The 26,996-nt window shown below is 45.5% G+C and carries 17 protein-coding genes; 13 read left to right on the top strand and 4 right to left on the bottom strand.

Annotated elements, in window-relative coordinates; translation table 11 throughout:
- The first annotated feature begins 9 nt into the window (after nucleotides 1–9).
- Nucleotides 10–4,086: a beta-helix domain-containing protein gene (locus QR722_RS15695; RefSeq protein WP_286283875.1), complete on the top strand. Its 4,077-nt coding sequence runs from the start codon at nucleotides 10–12 to the stop codon at nucleotides 4,084–4,086.
- Nucleotides 4,087–4,176: 90 nt separating this feature from the next.
- Nucleotides 4,177–6,885 carry a TonB-dependent receptor domain-containing protein gene (locus QR722_RS15690; protein WP_286283874.1) on the top strand — a complete coding sequence of 903 codons (2,709 nt, stop codon included), beginning with the start codon at nucleotides 4,177–4,179 and terminating at the stop codon, nucleotides 6,883–6,885.
- Between the two features lie 135 nt (nucleotides 6,886–7,020).
- Here the strand turns inward: QR722_RS15690 and QR722_RS15685 are convergent, their stop codons facing one another.
- The 4 genes from QR722_RS15685 to QR722_RS15670 all read right to left on the bottom strand — a co-directional run bounded on the left by QR722_RS15685 (nucleotide 7,021) and on the right by QR722_RS15670 (nucleotide 13,333).
- Nucleotides 7,021–7,617 carry a CBS domain-containing protein gene (locus QR722_RS15685; protein WP_286283873.1) on the bottom strand — a complete coding sequence of 199 codons (597 nt, stop codon included), beginning with the start codon at nucleotides 7,615–7,617 and terminating at the stop codon, nucleotides 7,021–7,023.
- A 373-nt stretch (nucleotides 7,618–7,990) separates the two neighbouring features.
- Complete coding sequence (locus tag QR722_RS15680; protein ID WP_286283872.1) at nucleotides 7,991–9,589, bottom strand: general secretion pathway protein GspF; 1,599 nt, start codon at nucleotides 9,587–9,589, stop codon at nucleotides 7,991–7,993.
- Nucleotides 9,590–9,608: 19 nt separating this feature from the next.
- Nucleotides 9,609–12,077 carry a LamG domain-containing protein gene (locus tag QR722_RS15675; RefSeq protein ID WP_286283871.1) on the bottom strand — a complete coding sequence of 823 codons (2,469 nt, stop codon included), beginning with the start codon at nucleotides 12,075–12,077 and terminating at the stop codon, nucleotides 9,609–9,611.
- Between the two features lie 2 nt (nucleotides 12,078–12,079).
- Nucleotides 12,080–13,333: a hypothetical protein gene (locus QR722_RS15670; protein WP_286283870.1), complete on the bottom strand. Its 1,254-nt coding sequence runs from the start codon at nucleotides 13,331–13,333 to the stop codon at nucleotides 12,080–12,082.
- Between the two features lie 774 nt (nucleotides 13,334–14,107).
- Between QR722_RS15670 and QR722_RS15665 the strand changes: the two genes are divergently transcribed.
- Genes QR722_RS15665 through QR722_RS15615 form a run of 11 tightly spaced genes read left to right on the top strand, consistent with a single transcriptional unit; the run spans nucleotide 14,108 to nucleotide 26,887 of the window.
- Complete coding sequence (locus tag QR722_RS15665; RefSeq protein ID WP_286283869.1) at nucleotides 14,108–16,837, top strand: HzsA-related protein; 2,730 nt, start codon at nucleotides 14,108–14,110, stop codon at nucleotides 16,835–16,837.
- On the top strand, nucleotides 16,837–17,589 hold the full coding sequence (locus tag QR722_RS15660; RefSeq protein ID WP_286283868.1) for an SH3 domain-containing protein: 753 nt from the start codon (nucleotides 16,837–16,839) through the stop codon (nucleotides 17,587–17,589). The genes QR722_RS15665 and QR722_RS15660 overlap by 1 nt, the downstream gene beginning before the upstream one ends.
- Nucleotides 17,559–18,215, top strand: coding sequence for an outer membrane beta-barrel domain-containing protein (locus tag QR722_RS15655; protein WP_286283867.1), 657 nt, complete (start codon nucleotides 17,559–17,561; stop codon nucleotides 18,213–18,215). Before QR722_RS15660 ends, QR722_RS15655 begins: the two co-directional genes overlap by 31 nt.
- A 34-nt stretch (nucleotides 18,216–18,249) precedes the next feature.
- Nucleotides 18,250–18,765, top strand: a complete 516-nt coding sequence (locus QR722_RS15650; protein WP_286283866.1) for a TlpA family protein disulfide reductase — start codon at nucleotides 18,250–18,252, stop codon at nucleotides 18,763–18,765.
- Between the two features lie 41 nt (nucleotides 18,766–18,806).
- Entirely contained in the window at nucleotides 18,807–19,043 is a 237-nt protein-coding gene (locus QR722_RS15645) for a DUF4266 domain-containing protein (RefSeq protein ID WP_286283865.1), read from the top strand.
- Complete coding sequence (locus QR722_RS15640) at nucleotides 19,030–20,190, top strand: DUF3570 domain-containing protein (RefSeq protein WP_502872438.1); 1,161 nt, start codon at nucleotides 19,030–19,032, stop codon at nucleotides 20,188–20,190. Before QR722_RS15645 ends, QR722_RS15640 begins: the two co-directional genes overlap by 14 nt.
- Before the next feature lie 8 nt (nucleotides 20,191–20,198).
- Nucleotides 20,199–20,735, top strand: coding sequence for a hypothetical protein (locus tag QR722_RS15635; RefSeq protein WP_286283864.1), 537 nt, complete (start codon nucleotides 20,199–20,201; stop codon nucleotides 20,733–20,735).
- A 28-nt stretch (nucleotides 20,736–20,763) separates the two neighbouring features.
- Nucleotides 20,764–22,704 carry a tetratricopeptide repeat protein gene (locus QR722_RS15630; protein ID WP_286283863.1) on the top strand — a complete coding sequence of 647 codons (1,941 nt, stop codon included), beginning with the start codon at nucleotides 20,764–20,766 and terminating at the stop codon, nucleotides 22,702–22,704.
- Nucleotides 22,701–25,646 carry a tetratricopeptide repeat protein gene (locus QR722_RS15625; RefSeq protein ID WP_286283862.1) on the top strand — a complete coding sequence of 982 codons (2,946 nt, stop codon included), beginning with the start codon at nucleotides 22,701–22,703 and terminating at the stop codon, nucleotides 25,644–25,646. The genes QR722_RS15630 and QR722_RS15625 overlap by 4 nt, the downstream gene beginning before the upstream one ends.
- Nucleotides 25,633–26,472: a tetratricopeptide repeat protein gene (locus tag QR722_RS15620; RefSeq protein ID WP_286283861.1), complete on the top strand. Its 840-nt coding sequence runs from the start codon at nucleotides 25,633–25,635 to the stop codon at nucleotides 26,470–26,472. Before QR722_RS15625 ends, QR722_RS15620 begins: the two co-directional genes overlap by 14 nt.
- Nucleotides 26,465–26,887, top strand: a complete 423-nt coding sequence (locus QR722_RS15615) for a hypothetical protein (RefSeq protein ID WP_286283860.1) — start codon at nucleotides 26,465–26,467, stop codon at nucleotides 26,885–26,887. Before QR722_RS15620 ends, QR722_RS15615 begins: the two co-directional genes overlap by 8 nt.
- Nucleotides 26,888–26,996 lie beyond the last annotated feature (109 nt).

The raw sequence follows: 26,996 nt of genomic DNA, 5'->3' as shown, positions 1-26,996 counted from the left end.
AGAGCATCAATGGAACTTAAAAACATCTTTAGAGCTAGCGCTATTGCGGCGGCTTTAGTTCTCGCCGGTTGTGGCGGTGACATTAATATTAATGAAGGTGATGTAGATAACAGTATAACCAACCCACCTCCACCTCCTGTAACGCCTCCACCACCACCGACCACAGATGTTTATTTGCCAAGTGTGCAAAGTGCAGTGGAAGCTGGATATGCGGTAGATGCATCTAGCGACTTTCCAAGCATAACCGACAAGCCTATTTACCGTCTTTCATCCATCACTAGTGAAGTGAAAATCACCAATGATGCTCACTGGGTGTTAAATGGCCGTGTTGCCGTGGGTAACGACAACGCTGATAGCGCCATTCTTCATGTCCAAGCAGGAACCACTATTTTCGGTGAAACCGGTGATGATTACTTAGTGGTTCGCAGAGGTTCACAAATTGATGCTAAAGGGACCGCAGCTCAACCTATAACAATGACCTCGCAGCAGGATTTAGAAGGTGCGGAAACCACTATCGGTCAATGGGGTGGTTTGGTATTGCTCGGTAATGCACCGACCAACTTGTGTAACACCGGTGATGATACCGAAACATCTGCCGATGAGCTTGCCAGTTGCGGTGTACCTGCTGAAGGTGATGCCGGTCAATATGGCGGTAATGACCCAGAAGACAATTCAGGAACCTTACAATATATCGTGGTTAAACATGCAGGTAAGGCCTTGGCCTCTGGGGATGAGCTAAATGGTATTTCATTTGCTGGTATTGGCTCAGGTACTGTTGTCGATCATATCCAAGTTCACCAAAACCTTGATGACGGTATCGAATTTTTCGGTGGAACCGTAAGCGTCAGTCACATCGTATTGACTGACATCGGTGATGACTCTCTTGATTGGTCTTTTGGTTGGACCGGTAGTGCAACTAAAATTTATATCCAACAAAGTGCTGCGGGTGGTGATAACGCAATCGAAGCTGATAATAACGAAGATAATCCTGATTGGTCGCCATTAACCAAACCTACAGTGTCTAACGTGACTATTGTCGGTGCTGATGGCACCAATGGTGTGCGTCTGCGCAATGGTACAGCTGGTGTATTGTCTAATATCTTGGTAACCGGTCCAGCGACTTATGAAAACTGCCTACGAGTAAATGGCGCTGAAGCTATCGCTAATGCAGTGTCAGGGGAATTAACCTTAACCAACTCTGTTGTCGCTTGTACTTCACCTGCCAATAACTTTGGTAGTGATACTATCGGTGATGGCGACACCCAAGCTTGGTTCGAAGGTCAAACTGGCAATCAAACCTTAACTACTGGCGAGTTGTTACTTGAAGCCAACGGATATTTCCCAACCGCCTCATCTCCTCTAGTTATGGGTGATGAAGTGGTAGGTGCATTTGACCCAACGGAAGCCAACTGGTTAGACGGCTGGACAGTGGCCATCAATGGCGGTTTCCCAACTGATATTCAAAACGCTTTCGAGCAGGGTTTAGCCACTGATGTATCGACAAGCTATCCTGAGCTTGATGATAAGCCAGTTTACAAACTTGCTGATGGTCAGACATTTGTTTCTGACGTGACTTTGACAAATAATGCCCACTGGATCATTAAAGGTCGCACCGCAGTGGGTAATGACAATGCGGCCAACGCAACGCTATATATTGAACAAGGGACTACCATCATCGGTGAAGATGGTAACGACTTCTTAGTGGTGCGCCGCGGCTCTAAAATTGAAGCGGTTGGTACTGCCAGCGCTCCAATCACAATGACGTCTATCCAAGATGTATTGGGTCAGGAAACCAGCATTGGCCAGTGGGGTGGTGTGGTTATGTTAGGTAATGCCCCTACTAACCTGTGTAATACCGGCGATGACACTGCAACATCAGACGCTGAGCTGGCTAGTTGTGGTGTACCGGCTGAAGGTGATGCGGGCCAATATGGCGGTAACAACCCAGAAGATAATTCAGGTACATTAAAATACCTAGTAGTGAAGCATGCGGGTAAAGCACTGGCTGCTGGTGATGAACTTAACGGGATTAGTTTTGCTGGTATCGGTTCAGGTACTAAGGTTGAATTTATCCAAGTTCATCAAAATCTAGATGATGGAATTGAATTCTTCGGTGGAACGGTAAGTGTGCGTAATGTGGTCTTGACGGATATCGGTGATGATTCACTCGATTGGTCATTTGGTTGGACCGGTAATGCGCAGAATGTTTATATTCAGCAAAGTGCTGCGGGCGGAGATAACGCCATTGAGGCGGATAACAACGAAGATAATCCTGATTGGACACCATTAACCAAACCAACAGTTGCCAACGTGACTATCGTTGGGGCTGACGGAACCAATGGTGTGCGCCTGCGTAATGGTACGGCTGGTGTTATAAGAAACTTGGTGGTAACTGGCCCAGATAGCTATAAAAACTGTGTACGAGTTAATGGTGCTGAAGCTATCGCTAATGCAGTATCGGGCGAGCTAAGCGTGCAAAATTCTGTAGTAGCTTGTTCTGAAACCGGTGATTTTGGCAGTGACACTATTGGTGCTGGCGATACTCAAGCCTGGTTCGAAGGTCAAACTGGTAACTCAGTCGTCGCATCATCAGCACTGCTTCTTTCTACCGATGGTTTTACACCAAAATCAAGTTCACCTTTGCTTGGTAGCGGCGTTGACTTATCTGGCGACAATCCATTCTTCGTCAAAACCGATTATATCGGAGCTTTTGACGGTGAAAATAACTGGATGGAAGGTTGGACAGTTGCAGTGAATGAAGAATTCCCTGCAAATGTGCAAAACGCCTTCGAGCAGAGTTTAGCAACTGATGTGTCAGCTAGTTTCCCTGAAATTACTGACAAGCCAGTTTATCAATTGGCGACTAATACAACATTTACTGCTGATGTAACCTTAACCAATGATGCCCATTGGTTAATTAAAGGCCGAACTGCAGTGGGTGAAGATAACGCCAATAGCGCAACCTTGTACGTACAGCGCGGAACGACTATTTTCGGTGAAGATGGTAATGACTTCTTAGTAGTACGTCGCGGCTCGAAAATTGAAGCTGCAGGCACGGCTACATTGCCAATTACTATGACTTCTGTTCAAGATCTTTCAGGTCAGGAAACCTCAATCGGTCAGTGGGGCGGACTAGTTGTATTGGGTAATGCACCGACTAACCTGTGTAACACCGGCGATGACACCCAAACCTCTGAAACTGAGCTCACCAATTGTGGTGTGCCAGCTGAAGGTGATGCGGGCCAATACGGCGGCAACAACCCAGAAGATAATTCTGGTACGCTAAAATATGTGGTAGTTAAGCATGCTGGTAAGGCATTGGCAGCCGGTGATGAACTAAATGGTATTAGTCTAGCGGGTGTGGGCTCTGGAACAGACGTTGATTATATCCATGTACATGAAAACCTCGATGACGGTGTTGAGTTCTTCGGTGGTACAGTAAATGTTAGTCACCTGGTGCTTACCTCAATCGGTGATGACTCTATGGATTGGTCGTTCGGTTGGACAGGTAAAGCACAGTATGTTTTGGTTAAGCAAGATGTTGCTGGTGGTGATAATGCAATCGAAGCTGACAATAATGAAGATAATCCAGACTGGATTATTCTGACTAAACCAACAGTATCCAATGTGACAATTATTGGCGCAGCGGGTACTAATGGTGTGAGATTGCGTAACGGTACAGCGGGCGTGATTAAGAATCTATTGGTGTATAGTACATCATCAGATTATTCAAACTGCTTGCGGGTTAACGGTGCTGAAGCCATAGCCAACGCAGTGGCTGGTGAGTTAAGTATAACTCACTCAACCGTCGCTTGTGATGCCACCCAAAACTTTGGTTCAGACACTATTGGTGACGGAGACACTAACGCCTGGTTCAACGGTCAAACGGGGAATACAGTGAGCACTGCTGATATGTTAGGCCTTGATGCTAACGGTTTCACCCCAGCCGCAGGGTCAGGTTTATTAGGAAATGGCTTTGATAGTTCATCCCTTGATAACTTCTTTGATAGCACCGACTACATTGGTGCATTTGATGGTCAAGTAGATTGGACACTAGGGTGGGTAACAGTTGGTTTAGAAGATTGATTCTGAATGTTTTAAAAAAAGCTAAGACGAATAATCGTCTTAGCTTTTTCATGTTAAGAATCTTTTCCAGCTTTATAGGAATGTCAGTAAATGAAAACTAAATTAGACTCAATGCTCAGAAGAAGCCGCGTAAGTTTGGCAGTTGTGTCTGTGCTTTGTTGCGGCACTTTGGCTTCAGACGTGTTGGCCCAAAGTAGCGAAGAAGACGCTGCAATTGAAGAGGTCGTTGCAACGGGAACCCGTTTAAAAGGTACGGCATCTGCGGTATTACAAGAACGCCAAAATCAGGCTTTCGTAGCTGATATTTTGGGTGCAGAACAAATTTCTCGTACCGGTGACGGTGATGCAGCCTCTGCGCTTCGTCGAGTTACCGGTCTGACTTTGGTAGATGGTAAGTTCATTTATGTGCGTGGTTTGGGTGAGCGTTATTCGAGTACTCAGTTAAACGGTATGACGGTTCCCAGCCCTGATCCGACCCGCTCAGTGGTGCCGTTGGATTTATTCCCATCAGACATTATTGAAAGTCTGAATGTGCAAAAATCCTTCTCGCCCAATATGCCTGGGCATTTTGGTGGTGGAAACGTCAACATTCGGACAAAATCAATACCCACGGATTTTGTATTTAGTGTGAGTGGTGGTTTAGGCTACAACACTGAAGACAGCAACGATGGCTATTTTTACGCTGGTGGTGGTGATGACTGGACCGGTCGCGATGACGGCACGCGGGCACTTCCCGATGCCTTTGCAAATGCATTAGCAGCATCAGGTTCGGCTGGGATAGAGGGCTCTTCGTCCACCACATTGGCTGACACCCAAGCGCTATTGTCTTCATTAAACTGGGATATCGGCCCTGATCCTAAAAGTATTGATCCTGATTTCAACGTTGGGGCGACTCTAGGGAATGTCTATGACTTAGACAACGGCAGCGTTTTGGGCTTCCTTGCTACTGTCTCTTATAGTAACGAATGGGCCGTTACCAATGAAAAAAACGGCTCTGATATTGGCGGAGGCTGTGACAACAGTGGCGCTCGCTGTTTTACCAAGGCATTAAATGGCCCCTCTACTGAGCAAAGCGTGCGCTGGAGTGGCATGTTCAATGTCGGTTATGAATACGACTCGAACAACAAAATTGAGTTGGTAAATATGATCTTGCACGATATGCGAGATCGAGTGCGTTACCGTGATTATTTCGATGCTAACGAGTCAGAAGAAGGGGTGACTGAGCTCAGTCGCTTAGACATTATCTTCGAAGAACGTGAAATGGTTTCAAGTCAGCTCAAGGGGACTCACAATTTACCTAATTGGTGGAATTCTTATTTTGATTGGTATGCGGGTACTAGTCGTGCATCTCGTGATGCACCTGATATTCTGGAAGTGACTTTTGAGAAAAACTTCAATCAAGCCGGTGAAGTTCAATTTGAAGGTCTCCAGGATCTCGCTGCAACTAACTTGGTTCGGCAATATCAGACCTTGCAAGATACCTCTGATACTTGGGGATTCAATGCGGCAGTCCCTATTTTCGGTGATGGTTATGAAGTTGAGTTGAAATTCGGTAGTGACTACTATGAAAAAACCCGTGATGCGGAAAATATTGATATCGGTATTCGTCATTTTGGCATAAATGATACCTTCAAACAGGGTCAACGTTTAGATCAGATCTTCACTCCCGAAAACATCGCCAACTCTGATTTTTATTTGAGCTCAACTGGCCGTGGTTTGTTTCAAGACAATACTGGCAACGGCGATAAATACTCCGCCGCCAGTAAGCTTGAAGCGTATTACTTTATGGCTGATGCCTTTATCTCCAATTCGTTCCGCGTATCTGGTGGTGTGAGATGGGAAAGATTCCAACAGGTGTCCATTCCGTATCGGCCACATAGTGATATTTTTGCCATTGAGCGGGAAGAAATTCTCGAGTCGGTTTATAACGAAGATGATTTGTTTCCTTCTTTAGCATTAACTTACATCATGGATGAAGAAATGCAGTTCCGGGTAAATGTCAGCCAAACCGTCATCCGCCCTGACTTACGTGATATTAGCGCCAGCTTCTTTATCGATCCTTTAACCGAGTTCTTGGTCCGTGGTTCGCCTTTGTTGCAACAGGCCGAATTAGACAATTTGGATCTAAGGTGGGAATGGTACAAACCAACGGGCAACAACTTATCGGTAGCTTTGTTCTACAAAGATATGGCTAATCCTATCGAAATGATTGAATTAAGTGGTGGTGAAGGTGTACCACAGCTGCTAACGGCCAATGCTGAAACCGGCGAGCTATATGGTGTTGAATTTGAATTTTTGCAGGATTTGACCTTCATATCCAGCGATTTATCTAACTTCTTTATGTCAGGTAACATTACTTTGTCAGACTCTGAAGTGAAGATCGGTCGTGATGACGACAATTCTTTGTACAATATTCAGCTTCGTGATGCATTGAACGCATCCTCTGTGACTACGCCAATCACCAACGATGTGCGACGTTTAGTCGGCCATTCTGAGTGGGTTGTTAACATGCAGTTGGGCTGGGATTCGTTGGACGGTGAGCATTCGGCATCTTTAGTATATAACTCTTTCGGTGAACGAATTATTGTCCCAGGAGTAAGTGGTAACGAAGATGCACAAGAGCAGCCATTTCATTCTTTGGACTTGGTCTATACCTATTATCCGGATTTTAATACCACGGTTAAGTTTAAGATCCAGAATATACTTGGTGAAGAAAAAGAGATCACCCAAGAAGGCCTGCAATTACTAAACGAAACCGTAGGTACGTCATTTAGTGCCAGCCTGAGTTGGGATTTCTAACTTTCTCAAGTTTAGCTTAATCTGAACTCGGAAAATGTTTTCCGAGTTCAGATTGTTAAGCTCCACGGCGAGAGTAAATCAGCCAATGGTCGATCAGCCAATCAACACGCAGTTCTGCTCTTCGTTAATCTTTGCCTAGCTCAATTCTCTATGGTTATGGATCACATTAAAAACGTCTTTAAAGTTATGAGCGATGGGGCCAACATCCATAGCTATATTTAATCCATGACTGATATCGATTGCAGAAATCACGCCCCGTAGATTTTGCTCAATATCAAAGACCAGTAGGTGCAGCTCGCCAAGTTGACGCATGGTTGCCAGTGCATCTCCAATGCTGCTTTTGGCAATTTTTTCATAGCTAACGCCGTGCAGTTCGCTAACCGGCACCATCACCTCTTTAACTGTCATATCGCCACGTGTGACACCACGTTCGTTGGCAGTTTTAAGCACTTTTCGGCTGAGTAAATCTGCCATATTAATAATGCCCAAAATATTCATTTTCTTGTCCACCACTAACTTAGATTTAACGTGACTTTTTTGCATAACATGCAAGGCCTCATCAATCGTGGAGTCGTCATCCAGAATATTGGGGTTGGGTCTGGAAAAGTCTGTCATAACAAAGAGTGCAGGGCTATGCAGGGTTAATGTCTCCGTATTGGCGTCCTGTCTGTCGATGCAGAATGTTTTGGACAAGCCTAATGCAATGGTGGGAATGGTTTTAAATTCGCTCATGTGTGATTACTCCGTTTTGCCAACTTGAGTAATGATCCTAGTTAAACATTGGGTCATATCGGCGTGTGCAAATGTTGTTACACGATATAAATAAATACAATTGTGCTGGTGTGTGTTGGATATGTCATTGGCTATTAATGCCCTAACTATAACCGCTATGGCTAACACAGATTGCCCTGATACTGTTAAATACAGTACCTAATTAAAATGACCTTAATGCAAATAAAAAGTTTAACGCTAAAGGTGCGAACGCGATGAATAGTCGAAAGCGAGGGTTAATTGGCAGTTGATGAAATGATTAGCTCCACAGCAGAGTAAAAATACCCGAGCTAGGCGTATATTTACTCTAGTAACATTAGAGAGTTTTTGGCTGTTAGCTCATCACGCCATTGACTATGGGTTCAAACGCGGTAAGGCTATCCATTAAGCTTGAGTTACCTAAACCATGTTGCGGGAAAGCTGCGGAAAAGCCACCTTGTTCCCCGTGTAACGCCATGTAATTGAGGATCACGGTTTCAACCAGTAAGTTGACGTTGTTTGCCGCAGGCGTCGCTGCGGTCTCGACCGAAGCATCGCGGCGCATGTAGCCTATTTGCTGATGTTGCGCTTGTTGTTCTGCACTCGCACCGAGTAATTGAGGCGTACCATTTGGGTTATAGACCAAAAAGAATGACGCGGCCGTGGAAGAATTGTCTCCAGTCCACACTCCCTTGCCACGACCATCGACTGAATCATCAATCATACCGTTGCTCGCAACTGAACCGTCACTGCAAACATACATCATCAGTGGTACACCCAATTTAGCCGCATATTCAATACAGGCTCCCATACAGCGACCCGCGCGCAAGTCGCGTACTTCGCCCACCATACGGTTGCCTGTGTGGTAATCAAAGCCGCCCATGGTGATGGTGCCTGCTCCGGCAAAACCATTAATGACTAATTTCATTACCGCAGCTGCTTTTCTAAATTCGCCATCACTATCAAATTCTGCTTGGCTAAATATACCGGCATCACCAACAATATCCCCATCCAGCTCCGGATTGAGTGAGGATGGGTCACCAAATCTATCGGTAATATCTGCACTTTTGACATAGCCACACCGAACCAAATCTTTGATCACTTCATCTGTGGTGATTTGGGTATTGACCTTACCCAACTTCATGTCGCTTATCCGTTGGATCGACTCCATCACCGCGACCGAGTCTTGCTGACTTAACAAGCCTACGAGATCGCCAGTGTCAACTAAACCTGTCACATCCGAAGGACGATCAATTTTGGTTGGACGCTTGGCAGAGTCTATCATCGCTGCGGGTGACATACTGTTGCCGCCAGAATCTGAATTGCGCGAGCCCACCAAAGTAAGCAGCGAACCATCCGCGCCTACTTTATTGATGCCATACATCGGATTATGCGGATTATTGCCCGTGTCATTCTCTGAGCGGGCGGGGATCACCGCACCATTGATATTCGCACGATTTGTCGGGCTGACTTTTTCCAGTATGCCCCTAAGAAAGGCGCTGTCAGAATGAAAGGCCAAACCCAACTCAGTATTGATAAAGTCACTTAAACCTGTGGCGGGATTCATTATTGAAGGCACCATGTCGCCGGGTAATCCCAGTTTGCTATAGCCACCGGTACTTAAAAAATCCAATTGGCCGCCACGACCACCGACCAGCACATTTGAACCTGAAATATTTGCTCCGCCCGCCAAATCAAAGCAGATAAACGGAATTTTTCCCGCACCTTGGGTTGCGATACCACAGTTAGCTTTAAGGGCTTCAAGATCGCCAGATAACGCTGCATTGGCATTGCGAGGATTGCCAAACAGGCTAAATACTGAGCCTGCCATCACTGTGCCTAATCCGGCAGTAAATCCTTGAGCGATGAACTCTCTCCGTGATACTGGCTTTGCATGGTCATCGTGCAATAAAGGTGCATCGGCGGATAAATTGTTAAATTTTTTGTTGTTCATGTTCAAACCTTTATTGCTGTTATTGTACAAGCATGGCTGCACTGCCGATGGTTGCAGCGCAAGTGGCTTTCACCACTGTGCGGGTATAAGTTGCATCACAGACTTTATTACCTGAACAATCTGTCAGAGTATCAATCAAGTTATTTAGCTCTTGAGCCACGTCACTGCGTTCTGGCTGGCTCGCAAGATCTTGTCCAATCACACGATCGAGTAGCGGTGTCACAATCAGCTCTCGATTTTGCGCTGTAAAGGCTTGGTCGGCGGCTTGATTAAAATCGAATCCGCTGAAGTAACTTGCGCGCAAATTGTTATTCTCAACCAATTGGTCGCAATATTTTATTGCCATCTGAGTGATAGCCATTTGATTGGACGCCAGAAAACTAGTTGGATCGGTAACGGTTGGGAGTTGCTGTTTAAGGGTTTCAAACGCAGCTTTGACTTCACTGTTGCTAGTAGGAACTGTGGTGATTGTAGCCAGAGTAGCATTGATTTCGGCAAAATTACGTACCCCAATATCGGCCTGCGCGGGCAGGTCGGTTGGCAGGCTTTGCGCCGGAGGCTCGGCTTCGACAACAATATTGCTGGCATCACCCAATTGTTCGAAGGTTAGAAAAAACTCATCAAGTTGCGGACCTTTTTCAATTGCGACAGTTGTACCTAAACGAGACAAGTGCTGCCCTTGGCCATTTACATAGTCAGATGGATTGATACTAGCCTGTAGATTTTGGAATACTTGCCCGGATGCCACTTCTTTACCGTTCAGACCGATTCGGACGCCGTCGATCGCAACAGTTTGGATCTCGGCGCTACTATCAAGGCTAATGAAAAAGGGTTCTGCGAAGAGGTAACTGTAACTGTCAAATTGACTGACTTCCATCACCACATAACTTTGAGCGATGTTGCTGTGCTGGGATACGTTAAATAGTAGGAAAAACTTTTGTCCGATGCCTGCGTCAAAGTTTTGCGCAATTTGACTGGGACTCAGAGCGCGATTATGTACCGCAGCCATACGTATCGAGCCTGCCCATGGAAACTGACCAGATACTTCGCTACCCATAACAAAGGCATAGGTACTGTTCCATTCATTGAAGTTACCCACCGGGATATCATCATTCGCGTTGGTCAATGCGCCATTGACATAAACTTGTCTACCCTTTATTGGATCATAAGTGATCACCACATGCTGCAAGCTAGCTTGCAAAACATCATCTGCATTAGGGGTCGAAAGTGCAGGCTCACCATTGGCATCAGTATTGTCGGTACGCAGTAAAAAGTCGTAATTATAGAGGGTTTGACCCAAGGTGAAGTTGCGCGTATCTGCACCGCCTGAATAACTCATAATACGAGCGGGGCCTTCTTGGGTCACATTGGCTGGCACCACCCAAGCTTCAATGGACAGCTCGTTAGTCGCTGTCAATAAATCATGAAGCTTTTTACTACTGGTGGTACTGCTTTGAGCTTTACCGTTTAGCAACTGAATTCCCCATCCGCCTATCCAGTTCACGTCACCGCTTAAGGTCAGATCCATCGCGGGTTCAACACCACTGGTATCGAATGCGGTGGTACCTGAACCGGTTTTAAATTCCCATTTGGCTATCAGGTCATTTTCAAAACGACCGCCGCCTGTGGCCAAAGTGCCATCGAATAGGGTTAATGCTTGGCTATTTACCAGTTGCGGATCCAATTCTGTCAGCTCTATGCCATCCGACATTGCTTGAATGGCAGTAATCAATTCGTCACTGTCGCTGGCACAATCACTCCAGCAGTTGTGGAATTCATCTCGTACCCTACCGACAAAGCGCGAAGCGGCAGGGTTATCCAAATTAAGCCGAGACTTGGATACTTGGTAGGCTTCGTCAGCATCGCTCGAAGCAAAATAAGGTGCAATAGGAATAGTCGCAGAGCCGACGTGGCAGTTAACACAATAGGAGGCTAACAATGGATGAACGGTACTGGCGAACAAGTCACTGCCAAGCGGAAAGTTTTTATTTGCGCCTGGTGATTTTTCAACGGGGGCTTCCAGTTGGATCTGGTTAGCCGTCACGTCAGTATCAGCCCAATTTGTGATCCAAGTCGTCATAATGTCAGCACAGGCCGCAGCACTGGACAACCAACAATTATGCCCCCCAGCAACCTTAGTGACCAAGGTTGAAGTTTCGGGCTCGGCCAGATTCACCAATGGGTTAGTGGCTACATAGGCTAAATTAATGTCATCGTTACGGGCAAACTCTGGTGATTGACCGGTTTGAACATGACAGGCACCGCAACGCTCGACACTGCTAATATTGTCCCACAAATTGAGTTTGTAACGCTGCACGTCATCAGTATTAGCGGGTGGACCTGAATAGGTTTCCCCCGGCTGTTGGGTTGGCGGTGGCAGCGGGGTTTTCTCTACCTTCGCAGTACTCCCGCCACAGCCATTTAGTAATAGCATAAACGCACTTACCACTAATAGATTAATCGACCGAGAGATAGTTGACTGCTGCATCTCTAGCTCCCTTTACAATAGTTTGCTGCATCGGCAAAGACACGTTTAATTTGAAAGCCACTGTTTTCGAAGTTGCTGATCATCTGGGTAACCTGGGCTCGGTCGTTACCATCCTGTGGATCTCTGAGACAAACATTGGTGAATACTTTTTTGACCTGGCATTGGGCGAACTTTTGACTATTGGCCAATTCTTGGCCCATGCTTTTGGCTCCGGATCCTGAGCCGGGCAGAGTGCTGTCCCAGCCTAGATGTTTGTTTTGTCCCGCGCGCCAGTAGTTGTCCCATTTATCATCTTGGATAATAAATCCGAATGGAAAATTATTGGCATTGATTTGATGTTTGCTAGTGACTCGAGAATTGCTAATCGGATCATTCTGGCCGGCTGAATTATACAATAGTCGGCCTCTTAAACCCTCTGGGTCGGCGTCGCTATCGTAACGGTAATCATAGTAGGCAAAAGCTTGAGCTAAAGGATCCATGCCTGAGTGGCAACCAATACAGGAGTTTAAAAATATTCGGCTGTCGCCGCCGGGACTGCGACTGACGTCTTGGCGGATGCGATCTGGTGCGCGGCTGATATCTTTTACACCTTCCAAATCGGTACACAAATGGTTAATCAGGGTAAAGCGGAACATGGCGCGATTCGTGCCGTCTTTGAAGAATGATTTGGCCGCTGCGCGGGTGGTTAACACGCCGGCAGTGGCTTCTGCTGGAAGTCCAGTAACAGCGGTTTGAGTGGTAGCTGTTAGTGCACTAGAAAGATCCAGCTCTTGGTCTTCTAATGCCTGATAATGGTCATTATTATCAACTGCATAGCTTGGTAGGTTTAAACTATCGTTGCCAACATAAAGCAGATTGCCACTGAGAATTTGTCGAAAATCTACATCATCACGGGTAATCCCAATAACCGTTGCAGTATAGTCGTTTAAAGGGGCAAAACTATCTGCCTCTTCATTGGTCCAAGGGGTGATCCAATTTTTAAGGGTGACACTGTAGAAGCCGGGGTTGTCCATCGCCAAATAGGCTGCTTGCTGATTGTCACCTTGCTCAAGTAAAGTGGCCATGGCGTCTAACGTGGCTGCATTTGCAGGTACACCTGCTAAGCGGTCATGGATTCGTTTAGCTTGTTCACGAGGCCCAGCCCAACCATTGATTGGCAACGCTAGACTATTTACGAATAACAGACCTAGCAGACTAATCTTTATACTTTGTTGCTTGAACCTAACATGGCCTTTTTTTGATACTACACTTTTCAAATTTTGGCGCTCCTAACTGCTTCCAAGGTAAAAATAGTCGAATTACCCACTAAGGGTAAATATAGTTGCTGAGCTTAGGGTCTAGTTATCAATACCTTTCATGGCATCCATAAAATTAAACCTGCTGAGGGGCATTCGTTTAATCGGACATTATTACCCGTATAAATATCCGCTAGCTAAAATGACCTGGGGATCAGATAGCGACGCTCACCAATTGGCAAGCAACAGCTGTGACCCTTTAGCATAAATTAGACCACTAGGTATTCGGTGGGCGTTGAAGGGAATGGATCCAAGTGCTATCCCAATCTTGGTTCGAATATCGTACCCAATTAGCCACAGCAAATTCAGTCTAACGATCAGATTAATGGATGGATTTGGACAAACTCCCTTTAAATCAGCTTTTTATGTATATACGGCGGGCGTAATTGGCTGTCTGTCATCTGTGACATGGTGGTTTCGCCGGCAACTAAATGGAATATTTTTTCAATCTAACCAGTTCAATCACGAAAATTTTTTGAGGGGCAGGGGCATTAAAGGTATGAGATTACATTACTTTGGATTGATCCCCTGATTGTTTAGCTCTAGGCAAAATGAAACACTCGCCAGCCTAGTTAAAAGCAATAGCTGTTTGAGTATTCGGATACTAGTCGGCCCCAAGTCCGTCAGTCTGTATGCAGAGACAGTTTAAAGTTTAAAGTTGGCAGTGGATAATTGCTCGCGCAAATTATCGCTACTCAGAGACAACCGTCTAACGTTGGAGGCTTGAAAGTTACAATGAATTATGTTCGTTTTACAACACTAGGGCTCAACTCCAACCTTATGGTTTTTGCTGGTGCTTGCTGCATGATCTTGCTTAGCGGCTGTGGCGGTGGCCAAGCTTTAGTATCAAACAATCAGCAGCCTGATCCCGTGGTAGTGGATATCCCCATCGCCTATATCAAACGTGCTTTGCCTTTGAATGAAGATGGTGAGCTACTCACAGCCGACTTGACTAACCCGACTGATTTTATTCCCGGCGCTGCGATTTACCTTAAACCTAGAGCTTCTGCCAGCGCCGTTGAAAGCAATATTACTGACCGAGCTTTTTATACCGAAGAGCAAATCAGCCAAGCCAGTCAAGATAATCCGTTAGCCGGTTATGATGTGAAAGATTTAGAAGTCTCTTATGATGGCGAACGTTTACTTTTTGCCATGCGCGCCCCGGAAATTGAAGATGCTGATGATGATCAGCAACCTAGTTGGAATATCTGGCAATACAATCGTCTGACTGACCAGCTTTCCAGATTAATAGTGTCTGATATCGTAGCTGAAGAAGGCCAGGATACCGCACCGGTTTATCTGCCAGATGGGCGGATATTGTTTAGCTCCACTCGCCAAGCGGGTAATCAAGCAGTATTGTTAGATGAAGGCAAACCTCAATATCAAGGTTTAGAAGAAGGCTTGGACCAGCATGCTTCTGTACTGCATGTGATGTCAGCGAATGGCCAAGACATCCAACAAATCTCATTTAATCAATCCCATGATCTTGATGCTACCGTGCTAAGCAATGGCAAAATATTGTTTAGTCGTTGGGACCAAGCGGGCAACAACAACACGATTAACTTGTATCAGATGAATGCCGATGGTTCTGGCCTAGAAATTGTTTACGGCCGACATAGTCATAATATTGAACGCAGCGAGCAAGCGCTGCAATTTACCCAGAGTCGCGAGCTAGCCGATGGCCGATTATTAAGCGCAATTCGTAGCTTTAATTCGTCCACAATAGGCGGTGACTATGTGGCTATCGACATTCAGAACTTCATCGATATTCAACAACCGTTTGCCAATCAAGGTGGACTTTCAGGCCCGGCACAACAGCCGATATTATTTGATAATATCAATATCGACGGCAGTATTTCGCCTGGTGGACACTTTAACGCGGTTTATCCTTTGTGGGATGGTAGTGAACGTGTTCTGTTTAGCTGGAGTCAATGCCGAGTGTATGACCCTGATGAAGAATTGCTAGAAGGTGAAGAGCGCCGTATTCTGCCTTGCACCGATGCCTTGTTGGCCAATCCTGATGTGCAAGCAGCTCCACTTTTGTTTGGTTTGTGGATGTTTGATCCCATTGAAAACACCCAGTTACCGATTGGTGTACCGACAGAAGGTGTGATGTTTAGCGAAGTCGTGGCGATGGAATCTAGAGCGTTTCCTGATGATGCTCAAATAGCCGAAGTCTTTAGTCAAGATTTAGCGGATGCTAGTTTGGCTCAGATCCATATTAAAAGCGTGTATGATTTTGCCGGTGTGGATGCATCCCCGCAAGGTATTGCGGTGTTAGCTGACCCTACGCAAACTCCAGTATTGCAAAGACCCGTACAATTCATTCGTGTGGTTAAAGCTGTATCAATTCCTGACCAAGATGTAAGGGATTTTGACAATTCTGCGTTTGGTCGCAGTCGCAATCAGTTAATGCGTGAAATCATTGGCTATGTGCCAGTACAACCCGATGGCTCTGCACTTTTTAATGTACCCGCGAATTTGCCACTGGCAATCAGCTTGTTAGATATTAATGGTCAACGGGTCAGCGAGCGGCATCAAAATTGGATGCAATTTGCGCCCGGAGAAGTAAAGACCTGTAATGGCTGCCATACTCAAAGTAGTGAATTACCCCACGGCCGCGTGGCAGCAGAAGCTCCATCGATAAATTTAGGCGCTGCCACAACCGGAACGCCATTTCCTAATACAAATCCTGTATTGTTTGCTGATACTGGCGAGACCATGGCGCAAACCAATGGTCGATTTAACGGCGTTCAACGCCCACAAGCCGATATTGAATTTGAGGATATTTGGACCGATCCGGCTATTGCCAATCCTGTGCCGGGCTTTGCTTATACCTATGCTGATTTAGCTACGGCCATACCTATTACTTCTGCTTGTGCAACCCAATGGACATCACTTTGCCGTATTCAAATTAATTATCCTGATGCCATTCAACCTATTTTTGAATTGCCCAGAATGGTCTTAGCCGAAGATGGCATTTCGGTACTTGCCAATCACACTTGTACAAGCTGTCATTCGCCCATCGACGAGGCGCAAATGCCGCAGGTGCCAGTGGCGCAACTGGACTTAAGCGGTTCAGTCTCAGTTGATAACCCCGATCACCTCACCAGTTATCGCGAGCTAATGTTTACTGATAACGAACAAGAATTGTTGGAAGGCGCAATAGTAGATCGTCTAGTTGCGGTGCTTGACGCCAACGGCGATCCGGTGTTTGAAGTTGATGAAGATGGTGAGCTAATCCTCGATGCTGATGGGAATCCAATTGCGGTATTTCAAAATATCAGGGTGGCAAATGCTATGAGTACCAATGGTGCCCGCAGCAGTGCGAGATTCTTTAACCCGTTTAGCGCCACCGGCAGTCATCAAAGTTGGCTATCAAAGGCAGAACTCAAACTGATTGCTGAGTGGCTGGATATTGGTGGTCAGTATTACAATAATCCTTTTGCAGCTCCGGCGGATTAATGATGGAAAAAATGGCCAAATGGTTCTTCCTGATAGGGTTTGCCTTAATCGTTAATCCAGCCTTTGGCGAAGATATCTTGCCAGAGGTGCAAATTGCACAGCCTTATATCGAATTGCATACGGGACCCGCGATGGGGTATCCGGTGTTTTACGTGGCGACGAAAGATGAATGGATAACGGTTCTCAAACGTCGCACCAACTGGTTCAAAGTCCGAACACGTAAGGGAAAGGAAGGTTGGGTGAAATTGGCTGATCTGGCAATGACACTCAGTAGTGAAGGCCAGCCGGTGGAGATTGTTCAGCAAAGTTTCGCAAGCTATCAACAGCGAGATTTTGAATTTGGCGCCAATGGTGGCTCTCTTGATGGTGTGCCTTCGTTATCGGTGGTCGCCAGTTGGGTTTGGACTGAAAATATCGCTACAGAACTGAGTCTTAGTCAGGCACTAGGCGATTTTTCAGAAAATCGTTATGCAACTTTAAGTATCACTCATAGTCCCTTCCCTGAATGGCGCTGGTCACCGTATTTTCGACTGGGCGCAGGGCAAATACAAACTAAACCGCGAGCTAACTTGGTGCAGTCTGGTGAAGATACACGTACTAACGATCTACTCGCGGCGAGCATTGGTGTGCGCTATTACCTGACACAAAACTTTGTGCTCAAACTGGAATATCAAAATTTAGTTGTGCTTACCGAGCGTGACGAGAATGAGGAGTTGGAAGAGTGGAAACTCGGATTTGCAGTATTTTTCTAGGCGTTATGCTATTGGGCAGCGCATCCCATGCAGTGGCTCAGCAGGCTGAACCACAAGACACTCGCACATCTACTCAAACAGTGTTTGAACCTGACTTGCAACGTAGAGATATCAACGCTGCAAAAATCGACAGTGAAAATTTTGAATTAGGGTTGTTTGTTGGTGTGTTGAGTATCGAAGATTTTTCTTCCAATGCAGTGATTGGTGCTCGTGTTGCTTATCATGTTAATGAAGATTTCTTTGTGGAGGCTAGCTATGCCCAATCCAAAGCGGGTAAAACCAGTTTTGAAAAATTGAGCGGCGGTGCGCCCTTTCTAACTGAAGATGAGCGTGACTATACCTATTATAACTTGTCCCTCGGGTATAACCTGAACGGCGAAGTTTTTGTGAGCAATGATTTGGTATTTAATTCCGCGACCTATTTTACCTTGGGCGCAGGTAGTACAGATTTTGCCGGTGATAGTCGTTTTACCATAAGCGCTGGTGCTGGCTATCGTTTGCTGCTCACCGATTATTTTGCCCTCCATGTGGGCCTCAAAGATCATATTTTTAATAGTGAAATTATTGGCGAAGAAAAAGCCACCCACAACATCGAGTATGGACTGGGTGCAACCTTTTTCTTTTGAGCCAAACTAACTGAATAGCTGACGGAGTATTGTCATGAATTCAAAACCATTTTCTAATTTTTATTATCTATTTGTCGCGGTGATTTCATTGTTGATCATAGCCACATTTACCGCCAAGGCGTCTGATACCATCAGCAGCGCTCCAGATTTCACCCTGAAAAGCCAGTCTGGCGAAAATATGCGCTTGGAAGAGCAGCAAGGTAATGTGGTATTGATTAACTTTTGGGCATCATGGTGTGCGCCATGTCGCGAAGAATTGCCGCATTTTGAAGCAATGCAGCAAGAGTACCAGGATATCGGTTTTACCGTATTGGCGGTGAATGTGGATGAGAATCCAGAAAAGGCCACGGCATTGCTTAAAGATATTGCAGTGAGCTTCCCGGTATTGTTTGATGATAACGATCAAGTCAGCAAGCTTTATGATGTGCGTGCCATGCCCACTACGGTGATCATTGATCGGGATGGCAACAAGCGCTTGACGCATTACGGATATAAAACTGGCGACGAGACCAAGTATCAGTCCGTGGTTAAAGCTTTACTAAGAGAATAGTGAGCAAAGTGACTAATTCTTTTGTTTATATAGGTAGGGCTATGCTTAAAAAAATTGCAGCAGGATTAATGGCCAGTGTCAGCGTGGCGTATCTCACCGGATGTGTCAGTACCCTGGAGCCATGGGTTAAGCCTTATGAGCGTGACAATCTAGCGGATCCCATCATGGCCCTCAACCCTAATCCAGTTTCCTTTAGCTACACCAAACATGCTTTTCAGGCTAGGGAAGGGGCGCGAGGTGCAGAAGGTGGAGCGGGAGGTGGCTGTGGCTGTAACTAAAACAATGACCAAGCCTTGGTTGCTGATTTTGCTGATAGTGCAATTACTCTTAGCAATTTCCCTAGGCGTAAACGCCGCGGTTCTGCCTCAGGAACGTGCCGATGTGATGTATCATTCCTATCAAGGTGACGGCATGTCTATAGATGGTCCATCGGTATTGCTGCGTAAACAAATCGGCAACAAAGTATCGGTGTCGGCTAATTATTATGTGGATATGATATCCGGCGCCTCTATTGATGTACTAGCCACCGCCAGTCCCTACACAGAAGAGCGCACAGAGCACAGTGTAGGAATTGACTTTTTGCACAATAAAACCCTGTTGAATCTAAATTACACCAGTAGTTCGGAAAATGATTTTGAAGCTCGTTCTGTGCATTTTGGTATCTCACAAGACTTCTTCGGTGACTTGACAACCCTTAGTCTAGGTTATGCCAAAGGTTGGGATGAAGTAGGCAAGCGAGGGGATGAAAATTTTGCTGAAGAAGCTGACCGCCAACAATTTCAACTAGGTCTGACTCAAGTACTGACTAAAAATATGATCATGGGACTCACCTTTGAAACTATAACGGACGAAGGGTATTTGAATAATCCATATCGTGCGGTACGGTATACCGATACAACGGCAGACAGGGGCTATCGCTTTGAAACAGAATTGTATCCCAATACACGTACCAGTAATGCTGCCGCGCTCAATCTAAATTACTATTTAGCATATCGCGCCAGCATCTATGGCGAAGCTCGGATTTTTTCTGATACTTGGGGTATTGACGCCAATAGTTTTAAAGTAGGATATATCCATACCTTTGGTGATAATTGGATTTTGGATCTGCGCGTACGGCATTATCAGCAGGATAGGGCGGATTTCTATCAAGATTTATTTACCCGTAGTGCTGAGCAGAATTTTCGCGCCAGAGACAAAGAGATGAGTAGCTTCAGAAATAGCTCTATAGGATTTAGTTTGACTTATGAGTTTAAGTTTTCTCAATCTTCTTGGTTGAAAAAGAGTACGATAAATTATGAGTTAGATCATCTGCGTTTTGAGTATGATGATTTTAGAAATATCCTCGCTGATGGACCGGTTGGCGCTGAACCTTTATTTGAATTTTCAGCTAACGTCACGAGAATATTTGTATCAATTTGGTATTAGGTGAGATTATGAATGTGCGTACTATTTTCCTCTCAATAGCGTTATGGTGTATGGCTGGATTTAGCGCTGCGCAATCACCAGAGCCCGTGTCTGTGCAGGATAACCAACCCATTGCTAAACAGTTACAGGCGCTAAGAAAAGAATTGGTCGAGCTAAATCGGGACTTATTTGTACTTGAAGAAGATTTACTTTTTCCTTCTAGCACCCAAGTAGTAGTCTATCTTTCAATGGATGTAGGCACTTACTTTAAGTTGGATTCTGTGGAACTACGTATTGATGATAAAGTCGTTGACCATTATCTTTATACTGAACGGCAAGTGGATGCGCTAAATCGCGGTGGTGTACAGCGCTTACATATCGGAAATTTGGCCCAAGGTGAACATCAGTTAACTGCTTTCTTTACGGGGATGGGGCCAAAAGATCGGGAGTATAAGCAGGCGACAGCCATAACCTTTAGTAAAGGGTCAGACGCCAAGGCGTTTGAGCTGATTATTTCCGACTCGACGTCAAAGCAGCAAGCTGTATTTTCTGTTGTTGAACTGTAATTATCTCATTCAAGCAAGGATGGCTAGATTGTCTCTATTGTTGCGCAAGGTTATTTATTCAATCGCTTTATTACCTCTGGTAATGAGTGCGGCATTTGCCCAGCAAAAATGTGAGCCGGCGCAAGTCGATAAAGCCTATCAACAAATTCTCTATCACTATTTCCAGCAAGATATTCATCAAGCGTTAACTCAATTTAGTGTATTACAACAACGCTGCCCAAAAAGTTTAAATAAGATTAACCAACCAGGCATAGACCCCATGATCCTAAAGGGAGGAATGAGCCTAGCCTATGGATTGGAGCAGCAAGCGGTAGACATTTTTAATCAATTGCTGGTGGACAATGCTGACCTGAAAACTCAAACCCAGGCATGGCTACTACTCGGAAAAGCTTTATTCCACAAGCAGCAATTTGAAGCGGCCGCACAGGCCCTTGGCAATATTAGCTTAAGCAGTGCCAATCAATATTTGGATATCGCTGACAAAGACGAGTGGATTTATCTGCAAAGCCAATTGTCTCATCATGTTAAATTAGCACCAGCTTCGATAAGTCCCAGTAAAGATTATTGGTTAGCGGAATTATCCGACGACTCAGTGTTCCGCCAATATGTGACGTACAATAAAGGCCTAGCGCAACTGCAAAATGGCCAATATGCTGTTGCAATACAAACCTTGGAGCCGCTAGGAAATCGACAAACGCGCTTCTTTATCGATTGGTTAGATGGCTGGTGGTCGCCCGTTTCTGATTTTACCGATACTGAAATCGACGCGTTGCGGGACCGTACTAATTTAACCATCGGCTATGCCCATCTGAAGAATAAACAAGCCTTGCAGGCCCTAGACGCATTTGATCGCATTCGAGTGGACAGTTTAGACACAGATTCAGCCCTATTAGGCTATGGTTGGGCCGCTGCCCAGCGGGAAGAATACCAGACCGCCTTGTCGGCCTGGCAGAGATTGCAAAAAATGCCGCGCAGTAACGAATACGTGATGGAATCTTATTTAGCCTCGTCCTATGCTTATGAACAGGCGTTTGCACCCACTCAAGCGCTAGACAATTTAAAGCGCGGACTCGCCCGTTTTGACCAAGAAACACAGTTTCTGCAAAACCAATTAAACACTATTAATAATCAGTTTTTTATTCAATTAGCCGGAAATGCAGATTGGACCGATAAAGTGCCAGACCATCTGGCGGCTGTCATGCTAAGCAACGAGTTCCGCAATCAAGTGCAGGTTTTATCGCAAAGCTTGACCGCCGAAGCACAAATGCAGCTATGGCAAACGCAATTAGACACCTTTAATTTAATGCTCGATGAGCGGCAGCAAAACTTTTTGTTTCGGGCTGAGCAACTACGCCAAAATGACTTGCTGTTGAAGCTAGAGACACTCAAAGTGTGGCGTAATAAGTTATCTGCCAGTATTGAGAGGGCCGCCTCCGAACCTGCTCTTTTAGCCGATGAACAGCAAATGAGCTGGAATACTCGTCTGGCTAAAGCTAAACACACTCATCAGCACATTGTCCTAATGCGCCAACAATTGCAGCAACCGCCGTTAGCAGATAGCTACGCAAAGCGTTTACAACGCATCGAAGGGATCCTCAGTTGGCAAGCGATGGAGCAATATCCAAGTCGTGTGTGGGAAGCGAAAAAAAGTTTAAAGCACGTGGATACTTTAATTTCTGTAACTCAGGGCCAACAGGCTAGATTGCAACAGCATTTAGATGCCAAGCCAAAGTATGATGGCCAGCGGCAACGCATCGGCGTTTTACGTCAGAAATTAGAGCAACAGCAAGTCGTCAACCAATCGATTCAGAGTTTACAGTTAACTGAATTAAATCAATTGTTTGCGAAGAAAATACAGCAACAGATAGGACAGCTTGCGAGCTACACTTTGCAAGCTCAGTTGGCCACGGTGCGGCTAAATGACAAGGCTTTTCGTAAAGCGCAAGCAGATAAGCAGGGGGCGCAATGATGAATAAGTCTAGGGTTAAGTTTACCTCCGCCATGCTGTTCAAAGTGATATTTGCTAGTACCTCGATCATCTCTTTAGCAGGCTGCGCCAATATGTTTGATTCACCAGAAACGGCAGTAGTTGAGCCAAAGAAAACACTTGGTGAGCTCTATTTTGAGCCCGTGCCCCTAAACCATGATCCCTTGCCAGACAATGGGCTGGAGAATTTGCGGGATGCCTATACGGGGTTGCTCAATGTGTTAGACGATCCTGAGACCTTAAAGATAGTTCAGTATCGTTTGGCAGATTTAGAAATATTGCTAGCAGAACAAAAGCAAGAAGTGGGCAGTGTAGTGCTTGAACAAGGTTATTTTGATTTGGCCATTGCACAGTACCAACAAATACTCGCTCAACACCCAAATCAACGGGACAACGCTGAGGTATTGTATCAACTAGCCAAATCCTATGATTTGCAAGGGCAGTCTCAACAAAGTCTGGAGGTTATTGAGCAATTGCTGAACGACTATCCCCATAGCATGTATGCACCAGAATTGTATTTTCGCAAAGGTGAGATCTTATTCAACCGTAGTGATTATCTAGGTGCCATCGCGGCCTATAGTAAAGTACTGGAAAACGGCGAAAGCAATGATTATTACATGACATCGGCTTACATGCTGGGCTGGAGCTACTATAAGTCGGAGCAGTACAACTTTTCGTTGCGTGCCTTTACTAGGTTACTCGACCAGAAGTTGCCCAACAGTGTCATTGATTCCCATATGCTAAGGGAGCTGCGCAGTGAGCAGCAATTGGAAAGTCTGGCAGTTGGAGAAAAACGTCTGGTCAATGATAGTATTCGTATGATGGCATTAATGTTTTCCTACCAGGGCGCAGAACAGAGTCTGCTAAGCTTTTACCAAGAGGTTGGCGGTCGCCATTATGAAAACTTATTATACGACCGTTTAGGTCAGCAATTCCTCAATGAAGATCGTTTCCGTGACGGTGCTTTGGTGTATCGGGCCTTTACAGATGTGCATCCCGAGCACAATCAAGCGCCGTTTTTTGCGGTAAAGCAAATTGATGCCTTTATTTTAGGTGACTTTCCCACCTTAGTACTACCGGCCAAACAAAGGTTTATTGGCGAATATGGTATTCATGGGCCTTACTGGTCCGATTGGGGACAACTGCTGCAAGATGAGGTGAAACCTTTTCTTAAAGCATATCTACAGGAATTGGCACAGTTTGAACACAGCAAGGCCCAATTGCTCTCCAACGCCAACGCCGCCGCTGACTCCGATACTACTCAACTAAGCAATGTAGCTGAAAATCGTCAAAAATCTTTGCAAGCCTATGAGCAAGCGGCAAACTTATATCGGCAGTTTATTGAAACCTTTCCGCGGGATGACCTGACCCCAGAAATTACTTTCAACTTAGCTGAAAGTTTATTCGAGTCTCAACAATATGCAGCGGCGATCGAAGCCTTTGAAAAATATGCTTACCGCTATTTGAAAGAACCTCGCGCGGCAGAAGCGGGTTACGCTGCCATCTTAGCCTTTCGTGAATTGAGAGCAAAGCTGACCGACCCACTAGAACAGCAGCGCTGGCAAGATGAGCAGTTAGCCAGCCAGCAACAATTCGTTAATCGCTTTGCTAGAGATCCTCGAGCGGACAAGGTCTTGTATGACTCCATGCAGCAACAGTTTGACTTAGCTCGTTACCTAGGGGCGATTGAAAGTGCAGAACAATTGCTAGCCTGGAAGCCTGAAATTGAGCAGATACGTCGCATTGCCGGTATGCAAGTTATCGCCCACAGTGAATTCGCTCTAGAACAATATCAACGAGCGGAAAACAGCTACCAGTTAATTTTGACTAATATTGGGCAAGATGATCCGCGATATGCAGATATGCTAGACCGTCTAGCGGCCAGTATTTACAAACAAGCCGAAGCCAATCTAGCCAAGCAGTATGTATCCTTAGCCATAGATGACTTCTTGCGAGTGATCGAAAAAGCGCCACTAAGTAAGGTGCGGGTAACTGCACAATATGATGCCGCTAGTTATTTACTGGAAATGGCTCAGTGGCAGCAAGGCATCGAATTATTGGAAGACTTCCGTCAACGTTTCCCTCAGCACCCCCTTTTGGTGGGAATACGAGATAAACTCATTTTCGCGTATCAACAAAACCAGAACTGGTTATTGGCCGCACAAGAGCTAAATCAAGTTTGGCAACAGCAGCCGGAAACAGAGACTGGGCGAGAAGCCTTGTTTGTGGCCGCTCAGTACTTTAAAAAAGCCGGTGAAACTCAGCAGGCGTTGGAGGCTTACCGCAATTACGCCAACACCTATACTTTACCTTTTGATGATGCGACTGAAGCCCGTTTTGAAATGAGCGAATTTTATTTAGTTGCTCAAGATGATAGCAAGCGTCGTTTTTGGTTAAATAAGTTGATTGAAGCTGATGCACAAGCCGGGGCAGGGAGAACAGACCGTTCTCGTTATTTGGCCGCTATGTCTTCCATGGTATTTGCCGAAGATGCGCTGCAGACATTCCAACACATAAAGCTAACCTTGCCTTTGAAATCCAGCTTAGCCAAAAAGCGCGGTGCGCTAGATACCGCTATGAGCCTCTTAAATCATACCCTTGATTACAAGATTGCGGAGTTCAGTACCGCAGCAAATTATAAAATTGCAGAAATTTATGCTCAATTGGCCAGAGACTTGATTGCTTCAGAACGACCCAAGGGACTGAATGCCTTAGAATTGGAGCAATATGATATTTTATTAGAAGAGCAGGCGTATCCCTTTGAAGAGCAAGCCATCGAAGTGCATGAAGCTAATATAAAACGAAGTTGGCAAGGTGTGTATGATCGTTGGGTTAGTGAAAGCTTTGCAGCCTTGAGCGCTTTGTTGCCCGGGCGTTATAACAAAGTTGAAAAAGTCGCGGAGGTGGTTGATGAAATATATTAAAGCGCCAATCCCAATGCAATGCTTAAGCCGCTACAAATCTTTTGTGCTGGTATTTGGGCTGCTGGTCTTGTCCGGCTGTGCCAATTTCAATCAAATGCTTAGCACTACTACAGGCAATCAAATTGACCATAAATCAGTAGTCGCTGACGGTGAAGTTGGAACCCAAGCAGCGCCACAATTAAGCCCCTTTGAACAAAAAGTGGCTGATTTGAAAGCCCGACCTAATGTGTATTTCTCCGCCTCGCCACAGGTTGATGAAAGCGTGAAATATCAATTTAATCAAGCACTTCAAGCGAAAAATAATAAGCAATTCGACCTTGCTAAACAGCGATTTACGGCCCTGACCAAAATGACCCCAAATTTGTCAGGCCCTTGGTTGCACTTAGGTGATATTAAACTGTTGGAACGTGAGAATGTCGGTGCTGACCAATGGCAAGCTAATCAAGACGTCTTACTTGCCAGTAAAGCTCTGTATGAAAAAGCGGTTGATGCTAATCATGCTAATTACTTTGCACATAATCGGTTAGCCAAGGTGTACCGCGAGCTTGGGCGTTTTGAACAGGCTGAGCGACATTACAAATTAGCTATTGCTAGTTGGCCTGCCTATGCCAATGCCTATTTAAATCTCGGTATCCTATATGATTTATATTTAGGCAATAAACAACAAGCACTTGAGCATTATGAAATCTATCAGGCATTGCAAAATAAGCCGATTCGGCAAATACGCGGTTGGATTGCCGATTTGCAACGACAACTTCCTAAAGCGCCGGTGAGTGCCTCCAATGATATCTCCCAACCTCTTGCAGCAGGAGCAATGGATGAATAATTTAGTGGTAATGATCAGTCTGGGGTTTGCCTGCTCATTTTCAGCTTTGGCTGAAGATACTGGCAAAAACCGTGAAGAGCAGCAACCTATACGTCCCTTAACTACCAGTGCTGCGCAGCAGCCAATTCGGACTGACGTGCAAGGACCGACGGCACCATTGCCAACTCGGGCAATGACAGACTCAATGAAAACTGCTGATGGAAAATTGCATTTGCAGGACACTATCAGATCCAGTCGTGAGCAGCCCAAAGTACTGACAATAGTGCCTTGGCAACCACCGCGCGATAAAGCCTCACTACCCAGTCCCTTTGTAAAACGGATTGAACAAGATTTTATGCCTGTAGAACGCCAGGAATTTACCCGATTAGTGGAGCATTTTGAGCGGGTGTCTGGTGCACCTCAGCCACAGAAGTAACACCAGATAAAACCCAATAGCACTGCTAAGTTATTAAATAAGTTAACTTTGTAGAGATTGATATACGCTACAGTGGTGGATTAGCAAGTAGACTGTCCCCATTGCAAAT

It is taken from the genome of Aliiglaciecola sp. LCG003 (assembly GCF_030316135.1).
Classification (GTDB): Bacteria; Pseudomonadota; Gammaproteobacteria; order Enterobacterales; family Alteromonadaceae; genus Aliiglaciecola.
Note: the sequence above shows the minus strand (reverse complement) of the source record. Positions and strands in the feature narration are given on the sequence as shown.